Origin of the sequence: Desulfogranum marinum (assembly GCF_963675105.2) — a bacterium.
Lineage (GTDB): Bacteria > Desulfobacterota > Desulfobulbia > Desulfobulbales > Desulfobulbaceae > Desulfogranum > Desulfogranum marinum.
In genome coordinates this window covers 230,862-254,345 of record NZ_CAXXRO010000003.1, presented here as the reverse complement: position 1 = coordinate 254,345, position 23,484 = coordinate 230,862, and the positions used below count along the sequence as shown (strand labels likewise).

The following is a 23,484-nucleotide window of genomic DNA, read 5'->3' as shown; positions in this document are numbered from 1 at the left end:
TTAACCCCGAAAGGAGACAATCATGGAGTCGTTTCTAGCCCTTAGCCCTGTTACCCAAGCACTTCTTGCAACACTTTTCACCTGGGGCGTCACAGCTGCCGGTGCAGCATTGGTATTTCTGACACGGGATATTAACTAGAAGTTGATGGATTCCATGTTGGGCTTTGCTGCAGGGGTAATGATTGCCGCCAGTTTCTGGTCTCTATTGTCTCCAGGGATTGAGATGGCAGAAAATTTAGGTCAAATTTCATGGCTAACCGCTGCGATAGGATTCATGGGTGGCGGTATCTTTATGCGATTAATTGATAAGTTCCTGCCACATTTACACCCAGGATTAAGCATTGATAAAACTGAAGGCGTGAAAACCTCATGGCAACGCAGTACTCTCCTTGTGCTTGCCATCACGCTTCATAATATACCAGAAGGTTTAGCTGTCGGTGTGGCTTTCGGCGCTGTCGCTGCTGATCTTCCTTCGGCTACTATTGGTGGCGCAATAGCTCTCGCCCTTGGGATTGGGATTCAGAATTTCCCTGAAGGTACGGCCGTTTCCATGCCTTTAAGGCGAGAAGAAATGTCAAAAACAAAAAGTTTCCTGTACGGGCAGGCTTCCGGCATGGTGGAGCCAGTTGCTGGTGTGCTGGGAGCCTTGTTTGTTATGAACATGCGCTCAATACTTCACTATGCATTGTGCTTTGCTGCGGGTGCAATGATTTTTGTTGTTGTAGAAGAACTTATTCCCGAATCCCAGCGGGAGTATAAAAATATTGATATTGTAACAATGGCAACTATGGCAGGATTTTCAGTTATGATGATCCTTGATGTGGCTCTAGGATAGCCCCAGATCAACTAAACATTCTGTTGAGGTGGCATGAGAGGCATTTCATGCCAGCTCAAGAACTTATCAGGATAGCTATTGGTTTCTCGTATTTTCCCCAATGAAGAATGAGCCATCCTTTTCTATAAATACATTTTTATTCAGGTATTTTGAGGGGATACCTTTCTCTTTGAAGAGAACATAAACCATTTCTGCCCGGACACCGGATTTACAATAAATATATATCTGCTTTCCAGGTGGAATCTCTACTATTCGATTGCCAACTTCATCTGCCGGAATGGTTATGGCGCCAGGGATTATCCCCTGCTCGAATTCTTCGTAAGATCGCACATCGAGAAGTATTGTATTTGAATTTCTGGAAGTCGCTGCTTTTATAAATTCTTCACTATTAACAACCCCTTCCAACACCTTGACTACAGATGCTATCTGACCAGTATCTTTCGACGACGTTTTATATCCAGCATTTTTCCAGGCCGGAAGCCCGCCATAGAGCACTTTTACGTTCGTATAACCAGTTTTCTCTGCTCTCCGAGCAGATTGTGTACTGAGCTTTCAGGCTGTCCCATCACAGTAATAGACAATGAGATGATCTTTCTTTGCCGGGAGTTTGTCTATGTTCTTGTCAAATGCTCCAGTGTATATGGAAATAGCTCCTGGTATATGCTCCTGCTTAAACGATGAAGCTGACCGAGCATCGATTAAGACGACTTCTGCAGTTTTGTCTGAGAGCAGATCAGCCAACGCTCTGGCATTGACCTGGTTACTCGACAGTACAGCAGGGGCCTTAATCGTAGCCTCTATACCGACTGCGAGAAGCACTCCATCTTCCTTGAGGTACTCTATTTCCAAGTTTAAACCTGGTCTAATTAATGAAAAGTCATCGACTCCGGTCAGAATCGTGTCATCATTAAAACTGGACTATGGTGGCCCCGCTGCTTGTAGCCAACTGCAACATAGAAGCTTTGAAAGAAATGGTATCAAGTGTTCCGTTTAATATATTGGTCGCAACTCTACCAACACACTCTTCACAGGTATCGATTTCGGCTAGTGATGATTCTTCCTGGCTCACTCCGGTCATTGGGATTACAAGGAATAGTGTGGCAATTGCTGTGGCCAAAAATCTCATTTTATTGTTGTGCATAGTAACTTGAATTAAATGTTAATCTTTTAGTATTCTCGAGCTGTTTGCCACAGCCAGCAGTGCTGTGCCCACATCAGCAAAAACCGCTTCCCACATGGTGGCAAGACCAATAGCCCCCAAAGTGAGAAAAATAGCCTTCACGCCAAAGGCAAGAATGATATTCTGCCAGACTATATGACGAGTTTTCTTTGCAATGGATATTGATTCTACCAACTTGAGGGGAGAGTCAGTCATGAGTACGACATCCGCTGTTTCAATAGCCGCATCACTGCCAAGGCCACCCATTGCCACACCGACATCAGATCTAGCTAGAACCGGCGCATCATTTATTCCATCACCAACGAACACCGTTTTTCCTTTTCCTGCCGTTTCCCTGACTAATTCTTCGAATTTTTCAACTTTATCCTCTGGCAGTAAACCGGCTTGGTAACTGTTGAGACCTAGTTTTTTGGCAATTTTTCCTGCGGTTTTTTCAGTGTCTCCTGTCAGCATGGAAATGTGATCTATACCAATTTTACGCAATTGCACGATTGCCTCCGCGCTATCAGGCTTCAACTCATCACCGATAGCAATATATCCTCCATAAACACCATCAACGACAACGTGAACTTCAGTGGTATCAAGTTCAGACTTAATATACGGAATTGATTTAGTATTAAGAATGCTGCTGTTACCAACTATGATAGAGTGCTTGCCGTATTGGACAGATACTCCTTGCCCGGAGTAGTTTGTGTGGTTTGATATGTGTTGCTCATCCAATTTGCCACCCCTATCTGAAAAAGCTTTTGAGATAGAAAGGGCAATCGGGTGGTTTGAGTGAAATTCAGCTCCGGCGGCAAACTCAAGGAGTTCCCGTTCAGACCAGGTGGCGTGCGTGATGATCTCCTTAACTTTGAATACCCCACGTGTCAGGGTTCCGGTTTTATCAAAAACAACGGACTTTACGGCTGTCAGCGCGTCTATATAATTGGAGCCCTTAACCAAAATACCATTGCGTGATGCGCGTCCTATTCCTGCGAAATACCCAAGCGGTATGCTGACGACAAGAGCGCATGGGCAAGAGATGACCAGCATTACAAGTGCTCGGTAGAGCCATTCATCAAAAGATGCAGCAAAAAAGAGCGGTGGGATCAGCGCAACAGCTGCCGCAATAGCGACAACGGCAGGTGTGTAATACCTTGCAAAGGTTGTGATGAATTTTTCTGTTCGCGCTTTACGAGCTGTAGCATTCTCTACAAGCTCCATCACTTTGGCAATGGATGAATTCTCAAATAGCCTACTTACCTTTATGGTCAAGGCACCTGTTGTGGCAATTGTACCAGCAAGTACAGTATCCCCGATTTTTGCTCTCACAGGAACAGATTCTCCTGTCAACGCAGAATTATCAACCTGTGAACTTCCGTCTATAACCTGACCATCAAGGGGGATTTTTTCGCCTGGTTTTACAAGGATTATGTTATCGACCTGCACCTGATCGGGTTCGACCTCTTTCAAACCAAACGGTGTCTTGAGCAAAGCAGTATTTGGCCTTGCGGCTAAAAGGCTTCGAATAGACTTGCGGGAATTATTGACAGCACGATCCTGCAGCAGCTCTCCTATTTTGAAGAAAATCATCACGCCAATGGCCTCAGCATAAGCGTGTATAGCAAAGGCTCCGAATGTAGCTATGACCATGAGGACGTTTTCGTCAAAAAACAACCTTCTTTTTATGGTTTTGAAAGCTCCGATGATAACATTCCAACCAGCGAGGAGATAGGCTGTAAATGCAAGAATAAACTCAAGTTGTGTAAAACGTAGAGAATGTAGCCTGTTTTCCATGGTCAACTGTGTGCCAAAAAGAATCATCGCACTAAACAAGGCTAACGTCTCTAGATTGAGCCAATTTGTTGAAGCTGGTAGCGTAGTAGTTTTCGCGGTGCTTAGCTGATAAGGGGTTAGCTCAGCAGCAGGTTCCAGCGCCTTTATCTGTGAGATTACTTTTTCCAGATCAGTGGCCTGAAGGTGCAGAGTCTGGTTGGCAAAGTCAAGAGAGGCATAATCTACCCCCTCCATCTTTTGTAGGTTCCCTTCAATTTTGGCAGCACAACTAGCGCAATCTATATTGGAAATTGTGTATTTTTTAACGTTTTCTCTGTTCATAACTATCTACTTTGTAACTTAAATTATTCGGAGACGTGCTCCATTCCCATGGTAAAAATTTGGCGAACATGGTCATCCGAAAGAGAGTAAAATACCACCTTTCCATCCCTTCGATTTTTTACAATCCTCGACATTTTCAATTTGTTCAACTGGTGGGAAACAGTTGATTGCTTTAAGTTGAGCAATGCACAGATATCGCAAACACACATCTCTGATTCACTTAATGCCCATAAAATTGAAAGGCGTGTACCATCTCCAAACGCTTTAAAAAGGTTAGCGAGTGAACCAACACGCTCCTGACTTGGCATTTTTTGCGCAACTTTCATGACGACATCTTCATGTATTGTTTTTACTTCACACAATTGTGACTCCCGTTCCCGCATACTCTGATTCATTACACCTCCTGATATTTAACCCCAAGAACGTATCAACATATGGCCATGTTTTAATATGTATGCTTTGTGTCAAACCTTGTCAACGCTGTTTTGCGAGGTCAGGGAGTCATTTTTTTTTTGTTCCTAGTGTGTTTAAGAAGTGAGGTGAGGCGTTAAGTGACAGGCAACTCAACGCTTTTTAAAGCGAAGAGTTGCCGAGTTGAAAGGTAAATAAGCAGGATGTTGGACCTATTCTTTTTTGAGTTTCTCCATCTCCTCGTCAATTAGCGTCTGAAACCCACCCGTTGAACGTTCTTTCAGTTTTCGCCCGTTAACGAAAATGGAAGGGGTACTTGTAATTCCAAGTTGTTGAGCTTCAACCATATCGCTGCGGAGGTGGTTTATGCTCTCCGTTGATTGCATATCCGCTTTAAATTTCTTCAAGTCCAGGTTTAGTTCACTCGCTATTTGATCAAAGGATGCGGAATTGATCTTCTTTTCTGCAAACAATTTATCATGATATTCCCAAAATTTTCCTTGCTTTTGGGCTGCGAGTGCGGCCAGGGCAGCTGGTTGTGCCTGGTCATGTATCTTTAAGGGAAGATTCTTGAAAACAATTTTGATTTTCCCTTCATTCTGCTTGAGCACCTGCTCAAAAAGTGGCTTAATTTTGCCACAGTAAGGTCATTGAAAGTCTGAAAAAACGGCAACCACAACCGGTGCATTCATATCTCCTTTGGTTGGGGCATTGGCTGTGTTGATCTGTAGAACATAATCCAGAGCAAGCGTATAGAACGTATTACTGACACTGTCACTGAGATGTAGGTACTGTCCCTGAGGGCCAAGAGCGATTGCATTTACTCCCTGTTCGACGGGGATGCTACCTTGCAGAACACCTGCTTGATCATAAACGTTGACAACGTGTAGCTCGGTCAACACAAAGGCGTACTTTCCATCAAGGGAGTGGGCAATATCTACCGGTTTTTCGTTAACATCAATTTTCCGTACTATTTTCCATTCCAGTTTTTGGTCAGCACCTTTTTCCTGCATTTCAGCATTGGCGAACTGAAACGACAATGTGAGGAAAAAAACAATCATTAATATTCTTGAAATCATAAGATCTTCTCCTGAGTTAAATCAATTAACAGCTCATCAACCACCATAGCTATGAAGCCCTGAAAGCAGGAAGTTTACGCCATAATAGGTGATAATCACGGAAATGAACCCCACAATCGATGCCAAAGACATCCTTGTCCCATCCCAGCCTCGGGTGTATTTAGCATGAAGCGCAAGTGCATATACAAACCAGGTTATTAATGACCAGGTCTCTTTTGGGTCCCAACTCCAGTACGTACCCCAAGCAGAGTTGGCCCATATGGCACCAGTTATGATTCCTGCAGAGAGCCATATGAAACCAAAGACAATCATCCTATAATTAATATCGTCGATGGTATTGAGCAGCTTTTTGGCTTCAGAATCAGCTACATTTCGGTTGCTTTGGTACTTTTTCACCAGGTAAAAAATAGCCATGCCACAAGATACTGCAAAGGCGGCATAACCAATAAAACAGGTAACAACATGTGCTATCAACCAGTTCGACTGCAAGGCCGGGAGTAGTGGTTTAATTTCTTTACCAAACTCAGTAGAATAAGATGCATACGCCATTGCAGTGAAAGCAAAAGGAACAATATAGGTCCCAAAAATTTTTACCTTGTAACTCAGCTCAATAAAAAGGTAGAGCACTGCAATGCATAACGCAAAAAACACGAGTGATTCGTACATGTTCGACAGGGGCACATACCCGATCCCCTGCTTATGAGTTTCCACCCACCTGAGAACTATTCCAGCACTATTGGTAAGAATTGCGAGTATAATTGTTACAAGCCCTGCTTTGGCAAGTAGATCTTTGCGGAAAACTGCATAAGCAACATAGCACACAGTTGCCGCCATATAGATAAAAGTTGTTATCCCTAAAATAAATGAGGAATCCATTTACATCCTCCTTAAAGCTAGTTTTTCCTCTTGGAGAAGTGCAATTATAATCTTCTCTTTGAGACGCTCCATCTTCATGGTGTTTTTATTGGTTTTTCCAAGCACTATAACCTCTCCCCCTTTGTTACCTTGCAGGTATAATACCCAGACCCGAATGTGAGACATGAAAAACGATACATAAAGGCCAAGCAGCATAAGGCCGCATCCTGCATAAACAATCCAAACACCAGGGTCTTTCACTACTTGTAACCCGGTAGCATACCGTTGTGCCATGTTAAGGGTGAACACAGCCTCTCCTCGCTTAATAGTTATCTGCTCATGATCATTTAACAGTCTGGTAAGGGATGAACTGCTGTCTGTAAATTGGATTTTATAAGGGCCATGTCCATGTCCATCGCTACTGGAAGCAAGAATTTGGATTGAAGCTCCAAGACCATCCAATTTTTGTTCAGACTGAGGATGGAGAAAGAATGTTTTTCGAATTTGTTCACTTTTATTCGAGTTGCCAGATTTCGTTACAACAAGTTTATATTCATTGTCTATAGCCTGGTAGCTGGACTGGAAGAATGTTACTCCCTTGTATTTCAAGGGATCGTTGACAGTGATGGATTTATTTAGAACAGGGGTTCGGGCCTCAAGAACTTGAAGATCTGATTTGTATTCTTTTGGGCTACCGTTTGGGTAGTAGTCAGTTTTGAAATTCTGACAGTAGACTTCAAATCCTAGAGGAATCTCTTCGTGTCCTGCGCCGCGCTGGTACACTGATGATTTAGAAGTTCCTTCTGGCACCATAACAAAACCCTTATAGCCAAAATATTTACCAACAAGGGCTCCTAATATAATTAATAAAATACTAGCGTGTACAATGTATGCACCTGTTCGGCTCCATGCCCCCCTCTCGTGAAAGAACAGACATTCTTGCCCTGATGTTTTAGCCTTTTTAAACGAACATCCTCCAAGAGCATTTAATAACAATGACAAATTAGAAGAATCGTAAGGCAGTTTTGATGTTAATTTTTCTGCTTCCGAGTCCTTGGCTAATCTCTTCGTTTTAAGCGCAAGGTTGTCTTTTTTTATAATACTCAAAACACCTGGCAGACGAATCCAGGTGCATATTATGAGATTGAGGCAGAAAAGAAGAAGCAGCCCGTGAAACCAATAAGAAGAGTACATATTGGTAATGTCTAGCAGTTCCAAAATTACTGCAGGTTTGCCGCCATACTGCTGGGCATAAAACTGAAGCGATTCGCCTTGTGGAACTACTGTTCCGGCAATAGAAGTTATCGCTATAGCACTGATTACCAACAAGGCAAATTCTATTGAGGAAAACGTTTTAATTAACATGTTGTTTTTATTAAACATAGTGCAGTCACCATTTTATCCTGTTTTTCAAATTCAGTCCTTCATCGCTTCCAATAACTGTTGAATAGTCTGGCCTGTTGCAAGCTGAAGATCAGGTTTAACTGAGGCGACTTTCTCCCAAGTTTTCATTGCAGCACTTTCATCTTCAAGATCATGAAACTGAACAACACCTATATTAAATAGAGCCTGAAGATTATCTGGGTCATGGGTTATTGCTTTTTCAAAGGTATCAATTGACTTCTCAAACTGGCCATCCTTACGATAAACCACTCCCAGGTCTTGATATACTCCTGATTTTTTCTCAACTAAGGGAATTAGCTTTAAATAGGCTTGAATCGAGTTTTTGTAGTCTTGAGCCTTAAAGTATGCATTGGCCAGTTGAGACCAAACCTCTGCATCATTTGGGTTCTCATCAATGCTCTTTTTGAGATGACTGATATGTTCGGCCCAATCTATTTGATTTGAGGCTTGCTCACCTCTTCCAGTTAATTGAGATGTAATTGAAGGCGATTTGTAGACAGTAAAGACTACACCGCCAAGAAAACCTATTAATAACGAAACAGTAACTAGTGTAAGTATCGAGGGTGAGAATCCTATATTCTTCATGTTTTAATTCCATCTTGAAATTATATTTCCCTTTCCATTGTAAACAAACACACACAAGACCCCCAAAGGGGTCAAGTAGTTACTCTACAAGAAAGAGAACGGTATGTTTCCAGAGTTCTATGTTTTTCAATAATTCTAGACATGGCTAAGTTCCCTAAATTTACTTAGGAAAACTGAACGAATGATTTATTGCAAACTTAGGCAGAGAATTATGCAGTACTCGGAAAACGATTGTCAGTAAAAAATGACGAGACAGAACCAGGACGGTTCTATGATGGTATCAAATAATGAGAACTGTAGATTGGATTGACCTATGTAGATTTAGGCTTTTCCTAAACGGTTGTTGGGCAAGAAAAAGAAATGAACGAGATTGTGTCGGTTCCAACAAAACCATAGATGGAGGTTGGAAGTAAGCAATATTGGGGGTAAAAGTTAAATCTGACTGGTAATTCTGTGAAATAGTTGATGCATATTCTTCAAATGTTAGGTCAAGGCAATCATCGCAATCTACAGGTGATGCATCGTTGCTTTGCTCCATTGGCATACCCGAGGAAGCCAGACATGCTAAAGGAACGTAATGGCAATCTTTGAAAAGCATATCAGGAACGGCTATGGCATCTCCGTCATGGATACACCAACTACTTTGAGCAGGTCCCAACATCAATAGCAACAGCACAAAAATAATAAAATGGCTGCTTCGATATCTGAAGATGTTGAGCTGTAACATTTTAAAGTTTTTAACAATAGAGAGGGATAGTATTTTTTCGTAACAGTTCTAATGTGCCACACAGTATCATGCTGGGATGTTCATGTCAATTTATTGCAAATTGGCGGTGCAGCAAATCCAAGCCGATATATACTCATTTTCTGGGGCCAGGTTATATGTTAATATCATTGAATTGGCAGGTCTCAAATTTTTTTTCATTAATTAGAAACATAGATACATAAAGATGAAGGGCGACCTTGTTTGTTTCTGTTTTAAATATACTAAGTCAGACATTGAGGTGGATATTTTGAAAAACAGGAAATCTACCGTTGAAGAACGGATTAAGGCCGAAAAGAAAGCTGGGGTTTGTGAATGTGGCGCTAAAAATCCTTCGGGCAAGTAATGCTTGGGTGACGTTTACCGTGTTTGAACAAAATTTATGAACGAGAAGGTATTAGCCGAGATATCAACATTCCATTGATGTAACAGGTCATTTTTATAAGGAAAACTCCACGCCATAGTCTTGCAGCTTGTCCCCAAAGGTTAGTGCTGGCAGTATCACATTTCTTTCAACCCTCTCCGGTTAAGACTCTTACTGTCAATGACCGATGCTGACAAGTCGGTCTTTCAACGCCATATATTCCCAAAAATATTACTCCATTTCCATGATCATTGGAGGGAGCACCATTATGCTTCCAACACAAAAAAGAAGTGGTGGGGCACTCTGTCAGGTAATATTACCGTATCACTGAGAATAAAGGAAAGAGGAGGAAGGTGCCGTTTACATCACCCTATAAACGGGCTTTAAGATAGACGTTTTAGAGCAAGTTAATGTTCTGCAGACATTACTGCTAAGGTTAAATCATACCTCAAATGGCCTGTCTGCAGCCGTTTTCGGTACTAAAAACTGGTTCAATTTACCTTTATTAGGAGTTGTTTCCGAAATGGCAGGAATTATATTAACTTTCAGGTATTTATAATTAGTTAATATTGCCATTACAAGCCTCTTTATTGGCACTGGTGACGAATGATACTAGAGGATGCGGCGGCCAGCCGTCCGGTAACAAAACAAATCCGCAAAAGCTTCATGCTTCGGAAAATGGATGTACGGTAAAAACAGGCAGAATGTCTCCGACCGTTACTGGTGAATCCAAGGAGGTGAGAATGGTGATGCCGAGATTTTCGCCCCCACGTATTACTCACTGTTGCAGCGGAAGTTGAATGTGGTCCCGGGCACGACCTAAAAAAATCCAAAATAGTGTGAGAATCTCAAGAGGATCGTAACGCTATGAGCAAGAATATCGCTGCCCCGCTGCCCGCTGCTCATCGTCATTTTGGTCGCGGTTTTATACATCTGGCTTGAGGAGCAGGATAACACCAAACTCCGGGCAATCAGGCTCGGCTCCACTATCGTGCTGGTAGCCGTGCTGCTCTTTGTACACTAATATCCTGTAAGCTCAACAAGCCTGATGCAGAGAGTCATATTACTGCTGTCCAGTTTTACAGGAATCTCGTCCTGCTCCTTCCGATATTCTCAGACCATCACCAGTTAACGCACTTCGAGATATGAGTAGGGGTATGACATTTATAGTTGCCGCTGTTTTGGTCGATGCGAAAATATTAAAAGAAGACTGAGAGGACGGCAGCTCATTAAAATATAGCGGCATACTATTTGCACTGTAAGAGTTAAGGTGGCTCAGAAACGCTTAACGACTACTTAGCTTTTCTCATTAATGAGGTTTGCCAATGAATGATACCGATCACACAAATTCTGGAGAGGAAATACAAAAAACTGATCATACCTCGAGGCAGCAGTATGCTGATCCAGTGTGCGGCATGAAAACCGAGGATAAAGGTGAATTCATCCTGCACCGCTACGAGGGCGAGAGATATTTTTTCTGCAGCGAACATTGTCTTGAAAAATTCAAAGAAAACCCAGAATCATATTTTAATGAACATGACGAGACCCAGGACAGTAAACTATCCGAAAAAACTGACTCCAATGGTCAATACACCTGTCCTATGCACCCGGAAGTTATTGAGGATGAACCCGGTTCGTGCCCCAAGTGCGGTATGGCCCTGGAACCGATGACGGTCAGTCTTGAAGAAGAGGATAAAAGTGAATATCTCGACATGCGCACACGGTTCATTGTTGGCGCAGTCTTTACGCTGCCGTTGGTGATTATTGCCATGCGGGATATGTTACCGGGTGGACATTACATCGAAGAGCTTGCTTCAGCGCCAACCCTTGGCTGGATAGAACTTGTTCTGGCAACACCTGTTGTTGGCTGGTGTGGGTGGGTCTTTCTGATGCGAGCAATTAATTCATTGCGTCAACGCAGTCTCAATATGTTCACGCTGATAGGGCTCGGCGTTTCCATGGCCTATGCCTACAGCGTTATCGCCGTGTTCTCTCCGATGATATTTCCTGAGGCTGTGCGAGGCCCTGAAGGAGCCGTCGGCGTCTACTTCGAAGCAGCAGCGGTCATCGTAACCCTCATTCTTTTGGGACAGGTCCTTGAGCTTAGAGCACGCAGTCAGACCGGAGCGGCAATTAAGGCCCTGCTTGGCCTCGCTCCCAAGACGGCTCATAAGATTGACGATGCGGGAAACGAAACAGATATTCCTCTGGAAGATGTTCAGATCGACGATTTATTAAGGGTGCGACCGGGTGAAAAAATACCGGTAGACGGTGTCGTAACTGACGGTTCGAGTTCAGTTGACGAGTCGATGATCTCAGGCGAACCGGTTCCGGTTAAAAAAGGACGTGATGATAAAGTGATCGGCGCCACTGTAAATAGCACCGGCGCGTTGACTATTTGTGCCGAGAAAATCGGCAGCGATACCGTTCTTTCCCAAATTGTGCACATGGTGGCTGAAGCACAGCGCAGCCGCGCCCCGATTCAGAAACTGGCCGATGTCGTGGCCAGCTATTTTGTTCCGGCCGTAATCGGCACATCGGTAATAGCGTTTTTTATATGGCTCTTTATCGGCCCGGAACCGCGCCTGGCCTATGCGCTCATTGTTTCTGTCTCGGTACTTATCATCGCCTGCCCCTGTGCGCTGGGCCTGGCCACACCGATGTCAATCATGGTGGCGACAGGTAAGGGAGCCAGCCTGGGGGTTCTTTTCAAAGATGCTGAAGCGATTGAAACGCTTTGTAAAGTTGACACCCTTGTTGTCGACAAGACCGGTACGCTTACCAAAGGCCGACCGGAGCTGACTGATGTTGTACCGGTAGAAGACATGTCCGAAGACGCACTGCTTCTCCATGCTGCAAGCCTGGAGAAGGTAAGCGAACATCCGTTGGCTGAGGCGATTGTCCGAGGTGCAGAGGAGCGTGATATTACATTAACTGAAGCTACCGGGTTTGAATCGCATACTGGAAAGGGCGTCTCCGGTAATGTTGACGGCGCCACCGTATTGCTTGGCAATCAGAGATTCATGGAAGAATTTGACATCGATATCTCTTCATATCGTGATGAAGCCGATAAAATGCGCGGTGATGGCCGCACCGTTATGCATGTTGCCGTTGACAATAAGCTGGCTGGTTTGCTGGCCGTGTCCGATCCGATAAAAGAAACCACCCCGGACGCAATTTCAAAGCTTCACAGCGAAGGATTGCGGATTGTCATGCTAACCGGGGATAACCGCTCCACTGCCGAAGCGGTCGCTGCCAATCTCAATATCGATGAGGTGGTTCCGGAAGTTCTACCAGAGCAAAAAGCAGCAAAAGTAAAAGAATTTCAGGAGAATGGCAGTGTCGTGGCGATGGCGGGAGACGGCATTAATGATGCCCCAGCCTTGGCTCAGGCTGATGTCGGTATTGCCATGGGAACCGGCACGGATGTGGCCATGGAATCGGCTGGAGTCACGCTGGTGAAAGGCGATCTCAACGGGATTGTTCGCGCCAAAAAACTCTCCAATGCAACCATGACCAATATCAAGCAGAACCTGTTTTTTGCCTTTATTTACAACGGTCTGGGTATACCGGTGGCAGCCGGAGTTCTGTATCCATTGTGGGGAATATTGCTGTCGCCAATTATAGGTGCAGCTGCCATGAGCCTGTCGTCTGTTTCTGTTATTGGTAATGCTCTGAGACTGCATCGGAAGGAAATCAACTAAAACAATCCACGGCATTGATATGAAAAACAAAGTCAAAAGAAAGCATCTGATATTTCTCGTTTTGACAGTTTCTTTGCTGGTCCTATCAGGTTGTTCCCACCAAAAGATGGATCAGTCGTATCAAGGAGGGAATCATATGATGGGGTACGGTGGTTTTGGAGGGATGTTTATGTGGTTCATCTGGCTGCTCATAGGAGGAGCGATTATCTATTGGATTTTTTCGCGGATAAATAACGCAAATAACAAAGATGATCCTGCGCCGCAGAACTATCTTGATATTCTTAAGAACCGGTATGCCAGCGGAGAAATAAACAAAGAGGAATTTGACCGACTAAAAAAAGAGCTTGAAGACTAGGCAGTGTAAAACCCTAGCAACGGGTTCTGGGAGAACCGATATGAGTGATAAACAAAACTATATTATGAAAATCGAAGAACAGCTGGAATCATGGAGGCGGAATATATAAATTCAATATAATTACCGAGGAGATCGGTGAAGAGGAGCCTGATCATCAAATCAAATATTATCAGGTTATCGAGGATATCGTTGCGAAAGAAAAGAACGTTGCTAAAAAGCTTTCTGAATTAATAGAGAGTGGCGAAAAAGATTGGCAGCGGCTGAAATCTGAAATTGAAACACTCAGGGACCGCATCGACCATGCCATAGATTCAGCCCAGGCTGTTGTTAATTAACCAAGATTGACCGTGGAATGATAAATATTTCCTCCCGGTTTTACTCAGTGATCCGAGTATTGTATTGGTAGCGCTATGGTTATTAAATCATGAGAGGGAGAACCAGGTGTAATAAAAAGATAAGGGTAATAAAAGTAGTTACTTATCACCTGAAAAAATGCTCAATTTCTGTCTTTTTGGGGCTGTGATCAAATTGAAACTGAATAGAAAAAAGTTAAGGAGCCAAGGTTTGGGGACACTTTAGCTGTAGTGATTCAGACCTGATCTGACAGTTGCCGGTTTTTCAGCTGCAATAGCCTGATCCTCTTCCTTGTTTAAAAATCAACCTTCCAGGTCACACATGCCGATAAACGCTAGCATCGCCGCGGCCACAACCGAATATCCCGTGCATATCGAAATTGTACCTTAGGGTGTTAGTTGGCCCAGAGATAAAGCCAAAATCGCTTGAAAAACTGCAGGTTGGTATTAGTTTATTGAGCATTAGTGACTAGTTGAAAGGTAGTAGCGGATACGTTAGGTGCCTACAAAGCGGTTTCGTATTACCTTACTAACTCTTGTCTCAAGGACTGTCTTCTTTGACAACCGTGAGATGAAATGTGCCAGGTGTCGGTGGCGACAGCGATGTACCGCTGTGTTCATTTATCCGACCGTAAACATCACTTCCAGTGGCTATGGTCTAACGGATGACAATTAAATCTACCTAATATAAATACCGATGGGCGAGAACAATTCCTCAAACTACAAAAAAATAGCCTGAAGCTTTGGGGTGCGGTCTCTATGGGCACGGGCGTGATGATTGGCGCCGGCATTTTTGCGCTGACCGGGCAAATCGCCGAGCTGGCTGGTACATGGTTTCCATTGGCTTTTCTCATCGCTGCGATCATTGCAAGCTTCAGCGCCTATTCCTACGTAAAGATGGCACAGACCTATCCGTCGGCGGGCGGTATTGCCATGTTTCTCAAAAAAGCCTACGGCAAGAGCCTGATGACAGGCGCCTGCGCTCTGCTCATGTATTTTTCAATGATCATCAACGAGAGCTTGGTGGCTCGCACCTTCGGCACCTATACCTTGCAGTTGTTTAACGCCGAGCAAGCCGACTGGCTTGTGCCAGCGCTCGGGGTTGGCCTGCTCGTTTTCGCCTTCGGCATCAATCTGCTGAAGAATAAATACATCCAGTCTTTTTCTTTTTTCACCGCTTTCTTGAAGATCGCCGGGCTCGTTGTGCTTGCGGCTGGCGGTCTGTGGGCTTCAGGTCTGGAGTTTGAGAGCGTGAGTGCCACACCCCAGCAGACCGGTGTCGCCGGTTTCCTTGGGGCGGTGGCCTTGGGCATCCTCGGTTACAAAGGTTTCACCACCATCACTAACAGCGGCGACGAGCTGAAGGAGCCGGAGAAGAACGTCGGTCGCGCGATTATCATTTCGATTTTCACCTGCACCGTCCTTTATGTACTTATAGCTCTGGCCGTGGGGGCCAACCTATCGATCGAGGAGATTGTCAAGGCAAAAGACTATTCGCTGGCCGAGGCCTCGCGCCCGGCCTTTGGGCAATACGGACTCTGGTTCACGGTCGGCTTCGCCATCATAGCCACGGTCTCAGGCGTAATCGCCAGTGTCTTCGCCGTCTCGCGGATGCTGACCATGCTCACCACCATGCAGCTCGTGCCGCACCGTCACTTCAAGTTGCCCGGTGGGTTACAGATACACACGCTGATCTACACGGTCGCCATCGCCATCGTGCTGACAATTTTTTTCGACCTTAGCCGCATCGCTTCGCTCGGTGCGATTTTCTACATCATCATGGACATCGGTATCCACTGGGGTGTGTTCAGGCATCTCCGCAAAGACGTCGGCGCCAAAGCGTCCATTCTCATCACTGCTATCGTGCTCGACGTGATTGTGCTCGGTGCCTTTATATGGGTCAAGATACAATCTGACATGACCGTCATCTGGGCATCGATCATCGGCTTGATTCTGGTTTTTGCAGGCGAAAAGTTCTTTCTTAAAGTGCACGAACCCGACGAGGAAGATCCCAACTATAATGATCCTCAAGAGGCTCAATCATGATCTCGATTTTTCTGAACTGCAGCAAACCACACTTTCACCTGTTCCCGCTGGGGGCTATCCTCCCGTGGATGTTGTTTGGGAAGGGTAATTTTTCAAGATTTCATCTTAATCAATTCTTCCACTGGACCCACAAACAACGCGGCCAGTTAACGCCACGCAAACCATAATATTCGGAAAAGACATGAGCCACGGCCACAGTAATGGCATAGGAAATTACAATCGTTCCTTTGCTATTGGCGTTATACTTAATATCTTTTTTGTTGCTGTTGAAGCCAGCTATGGGATATTAGCTGACTCACTTGCACTGATAGCAGACGCAGGACACAATTTAAGTGATGTGGCCAGTTTGTTGCTTGCTTGGGGGGCAAGCGTGCTCGCCACAAAACCTGCAACAGAGAAACGGACGTATGGCTTCCGAAAGGCTACAGTAATGGCCTCTCTAGCTAGTGCGATACTTTTACTTATTGCGCTCGGAGGCATTGCCTGGGAAGCTATCGGGCGTTTTTTCGGCCCGAAGCCTGTTGAAGGTATGACGGTTATTGTGGTTGCTGCGATTGGAGTCGTCATCAACACCTTAACTGCATTACTTTTTGTCAAGGGACAAAAACATGACTTAAACATAAGAGGTGCCTTTCTTCATATGGCTGCTGACGCAGGGGTGTCGCTCGGTGTCGTTGTCGCTGGCATATTCATCATAGTCAAGGGGTGGCTGTGGATCGACCCTGTGGTGAGCCTTATGATCGTCGCTGTTATCCTTGTCGGCACATGGGGATTGCTTCGCGATTCCATAAACTATGCTATGGATGCGGTACCCGACAACATCGATGTCCCCGCAATAAGAAACTATTTGATGAGCTTTGATTATGTAAATCGCATTCACGATCTACATGTCTGGTCGTTGAGTACCACCGAAATTGCACTGACTGTTCATATAGTGGTCAATGACAAATCACTGGATAACAATTTCCTGCGGAACCTCCAGCAACATCTGCACGATCATTTCGGAATAGAGCATTCGACAATCCAGGTTGAGACATCCATGGGTGAAAATAACTGTATGCTGGATAGTAACAAATGCCAGCAGGAAGAGCTGACACGCCGTTCCAATTGAATACAAAAGACCGCGGTGACCTAATTCAGCGTTGGCCGACAAGGACGCTGCGATGCAATTAAGTGATGTCTCTAAAAAATACAATGGTGCTGCACGGTACTATGATCGACTGACCGACATCGTGTTTGGACGCATCCTTGGGCTTGAGCAGTATCGTCACCACGCGATCGACTTTCTCGGTAATCTTGAGGGGGCCACCGTGCTTGATGTCGGATGTGGTACTGGTCGCAACTTTCCATTGCTTGTTGAGCGAGTCGGCGAGCACGGCAATATTATTGGGGTCGACTGCGGTGGCTATTTCCACTATATTGTATCTTTCTTCGGTGTGCCGGTATCAATTCTGTTGAAGACTTAAATAACACTAAACTCGAAGCCAAATGGGCTCGTGGAAAAGACGTGTTGCAGGCACGTCTTGGTAGCTTTAATGAAGAGCACTCTTTGAATGGAGCTGGTTTGATCATCACAGCTGAAAAGCCATACGAAAACTAAATTCAGGGATTTTGATTCCACCATAAAGCGGCGAAACCGGCTAAACAGTTGGCTTACCTCGTCTCGGCAGCATTGGCAGGAAGAAATACAATTTCATGCCGCGGGACTCGGCCGAGCCCATAGATCGTCACCGAAAATTAGACTCGTGTAAGCTAAAAAAAACAAGAGATATCCAACAATTAATCACGGCAGCCAACTCATCAAGTCCGAAGCTGACGTCGCTGCAAGACTCCGTTAATACTGTCGAGCTTTATCCCGGATTTGCTGCTGGAGGTTGAAGATCTCTTTTTCTAAAGAGGCTATTTCCTCTCTGCCTGTCCCGCAATTCTCAGGTATGTGAGATCAAAAGCCAAGATAAATGGCCCGCACGTGGTTAACACGTTTATCAACACTAGTGGCAATAGCTTATAGTTATTCCATATCGGACCAGCGGGGGCATTTGAACGAAAACCTACGGTTTTGGAACTAAATGCCCCCGCTAGTCCTACCTATAAATAGTAGCTTATGCTTACCGTTAGTAAATAATTGTTTCTTACTCCTTACTCACACTCCATTTATAATCAAGCCTATGTACCATCCAAAAACACTACACCAGCGAACCGTGGTGTTTATTATACTACCGATTTTCCTCTTTCTGACTCTGACGGGTGTCTTTGGCTTTATAGCTGTCCGTAATGTTCTGATTGACCAGTGGGGAGAAACGGCGCTAGCTCAGTTGGAAAAAGCCGCCCATAACATTGACATGCAGCTTAACCGTCCGAAACAATTACTTTCTTTTCTCGACGGCATGTCAAAAAGAGATTTTGATACCGGCATCCATGAAATTATTGTTGATCGATTGCAACAAATTCAGGGAGTAACTGATATCAATGCCGAATGGCCCAGTGAAATGGGAAGCCAGGGACTCAAAATGAGACGGCATATATTACACCGGTTAGGAAATGAAAATTATACAGGTAAAGTACTGGGAGTTACCCCGCCTTTCTATGAAGTATCGTTTGAGCAAAATATCGTCCTGTTGAGCACCAGTCTTATCAATATGGAGGATGAAGTAATCGGTAATATAGAGCTATCTATGGATTTTGAACAACTCATAGCGCAAACAATTCAATCCAAATGGTGGAATATCTATAAAGCGTATATTGTTGATCAGGATGGCCACATTCTGGCTCAAACAATTAATAACAAAGAATATCCCGATCAACACTCCACCAAACGGTTTGGCCAGTTTAACGCTCTTGAAAAAAAGACATTAGCTGCGTTATCAACGGATGAGTCTGGAATTATTTTCGGTAAAGGGATTCCCCCGAAACAGATCAGCGGATTTTACCGACTCAATGAAGCCCCCTGGACGATGGTCATTATCACTTCAGGTGAGAAGGTGCTGCAGCCGCTGATAAAATTCAGATCTGCATACATTGTTACAGTTCTGTTCTGTATAGCTATTTTGCTCTGGTTTATTCGTTCCAGCTTTAAACAAACCACACAATCCATCAAGCAGGTTTCAACAGCAGCTGACGAGCTGGCAAACGGAAACTTCAGCAAACCATTTAAGGTGACCACAAAAGATGAAGTCGGTGATTTGCTCCATAGTTTTAATCGCATGACCTCTCAGCTCCAACGAGGCATGCAGCTTCAAAAATCCATGGAAATTGCACAAGAAGTACAAATGACGCTTTTACCACAAAACGACTACTCGGACAAAGGAATAACTGCCAGCGGTATAAGTCTATACTGTGACGAAACCGGAGGAGATTACTTCGATTTTATCGAATCAGAAACACATCCTGGAAAACTTCATGTAGCTGTCGGTGATGTTGTTGGCCACGGAATTGGTGCGGCGCTACTCATGGCAACTCTCAGGGCCCTTTTACGTGTTCGGGTACAGAAGCCAGGCTCCGCAGCAGAACGTATTAACGATGTTAATCGATATCTCTGCTGGGACACATTGCAATACGGTAATTTTTCATCACTGTTTTACCTCGAAATTGAGCCAGGCCTTAACACTGTTCAATGGGTTCGGGCCGGACATGAGCCAGCACTGCTCTTTACACCTGCAAACGGTACCTTTACTGAACTGCAAGGAGCAGGATTAGTGCTCGGCCTTGATGCAGACATCCAATACAATGGTAACGCGTTACAATTGACGCACCAACGGCATCTCCTCATTGTTGGGAGTGATGGAGTGTGGGAACAGGAAAATGAACAGCAGGAACAATTTGGCAAAGAAAGGGTAAAAGAGATTATCCGAAATTACCATCAGTCCCAACCTGCTCAAATAATAAAGCAAATAACAGATAAGGTTACGTTGTTCCGAGGAAAGGCTGAACAGGCGGATGATATTACACTGGTGATTATTGCATTTGAGTCAGACTCTTTGGGCAATAATCTCTCATCGCCCTCAACGATGTCAACCAACAGAAGCGGCAAAACGTGAAAGCTAAAACCCAACCAACAAACACGTCGGTAACTCAAAAAAGCTTGTTTTTCTGGGCGTTTCATAACAATCTAAAGTGGCAGCTGTTGTTACTCTTGTTGATAGCGATAATGGTGTTTGCGAGAGTCGTACCCTTGGAGATGCAAAAAAGAATCATCAACGAGGCAATAGTTCTCAAAAAAATTGACCAACTCTTACTTTATTGCACTATTTACCTTCTTGCTGTCACGGTTACTGGTGCAAGTAAACTGTGTGTCAATTTTCTTCAGGCGAGAATCGGTGAACAGGCCATGTTCTCGATGAGGAAAGAGCTCTATAGCCATATTATCTCCCTACCTCTTCTTTTTTTTCGTAACACCCAACCAGGTGTAGTAGTAGCCTCCCTTATGACCGAACTAGCATCGGCCGGCACCTTTGCCGGAATGGCACTGGCGGTTCCTGTTTCCAATATCTTGACGTTACTCGCCTTTGCCGGTTATTTGCTCTGGCTGCACCCGCAACTTGCTCTTTCCATTTTCGCTATTTATCCAATAGTGGTCATTTTAGTCCCTTACCTACAGAAAAAAGCCAACCGACTCAATAAAAAAAGAGTGGATCAATCCCGGCTGGTTGCAAGTCAAATCACAGAATCGATTACAGGCATACATGAAATCAATGTTCATGGTGCTTCTTCCGTTGAAAAACAAAAATTTAACGAACTCATTGAACGTCTCCGATCCATACGGCTTAAGTGGTCTTTATTTCGTTTTAGTATCAAATCGGTAAACAACTATTTTGTCAATCTTGGGCCCTTTATCGTTTTCATCTTTGGGGGCTATCTGGTCATGAACGGGCAGCTTGCACTTGGCTCAATGGTTGCGTTTCTTTCTGCTCAAGAAAAACTCTATGACCCCTGGAAAGAGCTGATTGAATTTTATCAAGTATATCAGGATGCCTCTGTACGATATCAACGAACCATGAGATCCTTTGATGTTCCTCCTGTGCCTCTACTTACTGGAGACGAAAAGGACTCTATTTCCATTTATGGAGCTTTGGAGTTGTCCAATGTGGGATACACCATTGCAGAAGGAAAAGCACTTTTGCAACAGGTGAGCTTCTCCTTACAACCAGGACAGCATCTCGCGTTGGTAGGTTTTTCCGGTAGTGGTAAGTCAACACTCGTACAATGCATTGCCAAAATGTTTGATTATACCAGCGGTTCCATACAGCTTGACGGGATCGAGATAAAGAATATGCAAAAAGATGAGCTTATTGAACACATGGGATATATTTCTCAAAATCCGTTTATTTTTTCAGGTAGCGTCATCGACAATCTTCTCTATGCACATCGTTCCGCTCACATTCATAACAGCGTTGATAGAGAAACATATAAAACACCTTCCCTTGACAATCTCATTCTGAGCCTACAACATACTGGTTTTTTTGTTGATGTCATTCGATTCGGCCTTGAGACAGTATATGAACATTCACCCACCGCTGTTACCTCAAAGATTATTACCATTCGGAAAAATTTTCAAAATACTGTTGGCTCAACTCTTGAATGTTACATTGAATTCTACGACTACAATGCATATCTACACTATTCAAATATCCTGGAAAATTTAACATTTTCCGTATCGCGGAATCCTGAAGATACCATTAACGCTCTTTTCACCCACACGTTCTTTATAGATTTCCTTAGCAAACACAACCTCATCACCCCTTTACTGACCTTGGGGACACAAATAGCAAAGCAATCTGTCGAGTATTACCTGGCACCTGGGAATAAAGAAAAAGCCATCCAGGCTACGCCGTTAGCTATTAGTAATGCATCGGAATATGCGTCACTTTTCAGTCGACTGGATACAACTCCGAACTATGACCTTTCTCATGAGGAGCAGTGCCTTCTCCTCAAGCCGGCATTGTTGTATAAAGCTGGCATTCAATCTATTTTTTCAATGCCACCTGGCCTTACAACAAGTATCCTCGCTGCCAGGTCGCATTGGACGCAGTTAAGCGATAAAGAATGTACCAGTTTACTTACTCCCCTGAAAAACAATGAACCTCTTAAAGGGCAATCAGTTTTTAATAACATTCTTTTTGGCAAGATGAAGACCGACGAATCGTTACCCAACGAAAAGGTGAACCGGACAATCATCCGTTTACTGATAGAAGAAGATTGCCTGGAAGATGTTGCCGAAGCTGGCATGCAGTATAATGTTGGCAATATGGGTGACAATTTATCCGGTGGACAAAGACAAAAACTTGCCATTGCCAGAGTTCTGTTGAAAGAACCAAAAGTAATCCTCATGGATGAGGCAACCTCCGCTCTGGACAACACATCACAGGCAAGGATCCAACGGCTTATGGAGAGGTGGAAAGGGGAACGAACGGTTATTGCAGTTGTACATCGACTGGATACTATCAAGCATTTTGATGCTGTCGGTGTAATGAAATCAGGTAAGATAGCAGAATACGGTACGTATGAAGAATTGATGCGTTGTAAGGGTGGGCTATACGAACTTGTCACCGGGAAAAAGGCACAATAATAACTGTAAACCCTCTTACGACAAGAGTGTCTGTTCAAAAACGAGGCGTTTGGGTTGGAATCGGTAAAAAACCGTTTCGGGAGAGGTCCGAGAAAAAGCAGTGGATGATATCATTAACAACATGAAAGCACACTTCCTTTTGGATTCATCGGACAAAACTTTCGAGGCATTTCGTATGCAATGCGAAAACTTGGCTGAAACCTGGAATATTTCTCACAGAACAATTTCAGAAATAATCCTGATAATCGAAGAGCTTTATACCAATTATTTCAAATATGCTTCAACAGGTACCACCAATTCAATTGAGGTGTCCCTTGAACGAACAGGCACTGAGCTTCTGATAGTATATAAAGACTCGGGCTCTGCTTTTAACCCTCTTCAAGTATCGCCTCCCGACATACACCTACCTTTTGAAGAGCGACAGGCAGGAGGACTCGGTGTCCACTTGGTACGACATTTTACAGATAGCTATACTTACATAAGAAAAGATCGGAAAAATATACTCAAGTTGACAAAAATTATAAAATAATCACTTAAAAAAAACTCTATGCAAATCACGACATCCGACAATAGCGGCTATATCACTATCGATATAATTGGTCGCCTTGACTCAGGGACAGCTGAAGATGCCGAAAATTGGATATCATCTTTTTCCATACAGCCTGAAAAAACAATTATCATAAATTTTGCTGAACTTGATTATATTTCAAGTGCAGGGCTCAGAGTTATTTTTAACTTTTCACGCAATCTTAAAAAAAGTGGCAATACATTCGCCATATGTAATGCTCAAGACCACGTTCGTGAAATATTTGAGATATCAGGGTTTGATTCCTTCATCCCAATGTTCAATACGTCTGAAGAATTCCTAGCATAGTCAATTCAGAC

The 23,484-nt window shown here is 44.0% G+C and carries 20 protein-coding genes and 2 pseudogenes; 11 read left to right on the top strand and 11 right to left on the bottom strand.

The features are described from left to right. Positions 1 to 22: 22 nt before the first annotated feature. A pseudogene (locus ACHZCY_RS07965) lies at positions 23 to 835 on the top strand (ZIP family metal transporter). Positions 836 to 910: 75 nt separating this feature from the next. Here the strand turns inward: ACHZCY_RS07965 and ACHZCY_RS07960 are convergent. From ACHZCY_RS07960 to ACHZCY_RS07910, 11 genes and pseudogenes are all read right to left on the bottom strand, one after another. Further along, positions 911 to 1,330, bottom strand: coding sequence for a rhodanese-like domain-containing protein (locus ACHZCY_RS07960; protein ID WP_319548476.1), 420 nt, complete (start codon positions 1,328 to 1,330; stop codon positions 911 to 913). 57 nt (positions 1,331 to 1,387) lie between these two features. Then, positions 1,388 to 1,684, bottom strand: a complete 297-nt coding sequence (locus ACHZCY_RS07955) for a rhodanese-like domain-containing protein (protein WP_319548475.1) — start codon at positions 1,682 to 1,684, stop codon at positions 1,388 to 1,390. A 58-nt stretch (positions 1,685 to 1,742) separates the two neighbouring features. Continuing rightward, the gene (locus ACHZCY_RS07950; RefSeq protein ID WP_319548474.1) at positions 1,743 to 1,952 is read right to left on the bottom strand and encodes a hypothetical protein; all 210 of its coding nucleotides are present in this window, start codon (positions 1,950 to 1,952) and stop codon (positions 1,743 to 1,745) included. A gap of 42 nt (positions 1,953 to 1,994) precedes the next feature. Then, positions 1,995 to 4,115: a heavy metal translocating P-type ATPase gene (locus ACHZCY_RS07945; RefSeq protein WP_319548473.1), complete on the bottom strand. Its 2,121-nt coding sequence runs from the start codon at positions 4,113 to 4,115 to the stop codon at positions 1,995 to 1,997. A gap of 23 nt (positions 4,116 to 4,138) precedes the next feature. Next, positions 4,139 to 4,510 carry an ArsR/SmtB family transcription factor gene (locus ACHZCY_RS07940; RefSeq protein WP_319548472.1) on the bottom strand — a complete coding sequence of 124 codons (372 nt, stop codon included), beginning with the start codon at positions 4,508 to 4,510 and terminating at the stop codon, positions 4,139 to 4,141. Between the two features lie 228 nt (positions 4,511 to 4,738). Then, positions 4,739 to 5,161, bottom strand: a pseudogene (locus ACHZCY_RS07935) (DsbA family protein); the annotation flags it as partial. A gap of 12 nt (positions 5,162 to 5,173) precedes the next feature. Further along, a complete protein-coding gene (locus tag ACHZCY_RS07930; protein ID WP_319548471.1) occupies positions 5,174 to 5,605 on the bottom strand; it encodes a YncE family protein in 432 nt (143 codons plus the stop codon). 36 nt (positions 5,606 to 5,641) lie between these two features. Further along, positions 5,642 to 6,481 (bottom strand): c-type cytochrome biogenesis protein CcsB, encoded by an 840-nt coding sequence (gene ccsB / locus ACHZCY_RS07925; RefSeq protein WP_319548470.1) that lies wholly within the window; start codon positions 6,479 to 6,481, stop codon positions 5,642 to 5,644. Then, entirely contained in the window at positions 6,482 to 7,843 is a 1,362-nt protein-coding gene (locus ACHZCY_RS07920; protein ID WP_319548469.1) for a cytochrome c biogenesis protein ResB, read from the bottom strand. Positions 7,844 to 7,876: 33 nt separating this feature from the next. Beyond that, on the bottom strand, positions 7,877 to 8,449 hold the full coding sequence (locus ACHZCY_RS07915) for a tetratricopeptide repeat protein (RefSeq protein ID WP_319548468.1): 573 nt from the start codon (positions 8,447 to 8,449) through the stop codon (positions 7,877 to 7,879). 1,568 nt (positions 8,450 to 10,017) lie between these two features. Continuing rightward, positions 10,018 to 10,152, bottom strand: a complete 135-nt coding sequence (locus ACHZCY_RS07910) for a hypothetical protein (RefSeq protein ID WP_319548467.1) — start codon at positions 10,150 to 10,152, stop codon at positions 10,018 to 10,020. A gap of 749 nt (positions 10,153 to 10,901) precedes the next feature. Between ACHZCY_RS07910 and ACHZCY_RS07905 the strand changes: the two genes are divergently transcribed. From ACHZCY_RS07905 to ACHZCY_RS07865, 10 genes are all read left to right on the top strand, one after another. Beyond that, positions 10,902 to 13,280, top strand: a complete 2,379-nt coding sequence (locus tag ACHZCY_RS07905; RefSeq protein WP_319548466.1) for a heavy metal translocating P-type ATPase — start codon at positions 10,902 to 10,904, stop codon at positions 13,278 to 13,280. Positions 13,281 to 13,416: 136 nt separating this feature from the next. Further along, entirely contained in the window at positions 13,417 to 13,635 is a 219-nt protein-coding gene (locus ACHZCY_RS07900; RefSeq protein WP_319548465.1) for an SHOCT domain-containing protein, read from the top strand. A 101-nt stretch (positions 13,636 to 13,736) separates the two neighbouring features. Then, positions 13,737 to 13,970 (top strand): sll1863 family stress response protein, encoded by a 234-nt coding sequence (locus ACHZCY_RS23590; protein WP_462687164.1) that lies wholly within the window; start codon positions 13,737 to 13,739, stop codon positions 13,968 to 13,970. Between the two features lie 777 nt (positions 13,971 to 14,747). Next, complete coding sequence (locus ACHZCY_RS07895; RefSeq protein ID WP_394713374.1) at positions 14,748 to 16,034, top strand: APC family permease; 1,287 nt, start codon at positions 14,748 to 14,750, stop codon at positions 16,032 to 16,034. Positions 16,035 to 16,215: 181 nt separating this feature from the next. Then, positions 16,216 to 17,145, top strand: coding sequence for a cation diffusion facilitator family transporter (locus tag ACHZCY_RS07890; protein WP_319548464.1), 930 nt, complete (start codon positions 16,216 to 16,218; stop codon positions 17,143 to 17,145). 52 nt (positions 17,146 to 17,197) lie between these two features. Then, on the top strand, positions 17,198 to 17,500 hold the full coding sequence (locus ACHZCY_RS07885) for a class I SAM-dependent methyltransferase (protein ID WP_319548463.1): 303 nt from the start codon (positions 17,198 to 17,200) through the stop codon (positions 17,498 to 17,500). Between the two features lie 735 nt (positions 17,501 to 18,235). After that, a complete protein-coding gene (locus ACHZCY_RS07880; RefSeq protein WP_319548462.1) occupies positions 18,236 to 20,071 on the top strand; it encodes a SpoIIE family protein phosphatase in 1,836 nt (611 codons plus the stop codon). Positions 20,072 to 20,181: 110 nt separating this feature from the next. After that, on the top strand, positions 20,182 to 22,599 hold the full coding sequence (locus ACHZCY_RS07875) for an ABC transporter ATP-binding protein/permease (RefSeq protein ID WP_319548461.1): 2,418 nt from the start codon (positions 20,182 to 20,184) through the stop codon (positions 22,597 to 22,599). Between the two features lie 121 nt (positions 22,600 to 22,720). Then, complete coding sequence (locus ACHZCY_RS07870) at positions 22,721 to 23,128, top strand: ATP-binding protein (RefSeq protein ID WP_394713389.1); 408 nt, start codon at positions 22,721 to 22,723, stop codon at positions 23,126 to 23,128. Between the two features lie 18 nt (positions 23,129 to 23,146). Further along, a complete protein-coding gene (locus ACHZCY_RS07865) occupies positions 23,147 to 23,473 on the top strand; it encodes an STAS domain-containing protein (RefSeq protein ID WP_319548460.1) in 327 nt (108 codons plus the stop codon). The last annotated feature ends 11 nt before the right edge of the window (positions 23,474 to 23,484 follow it).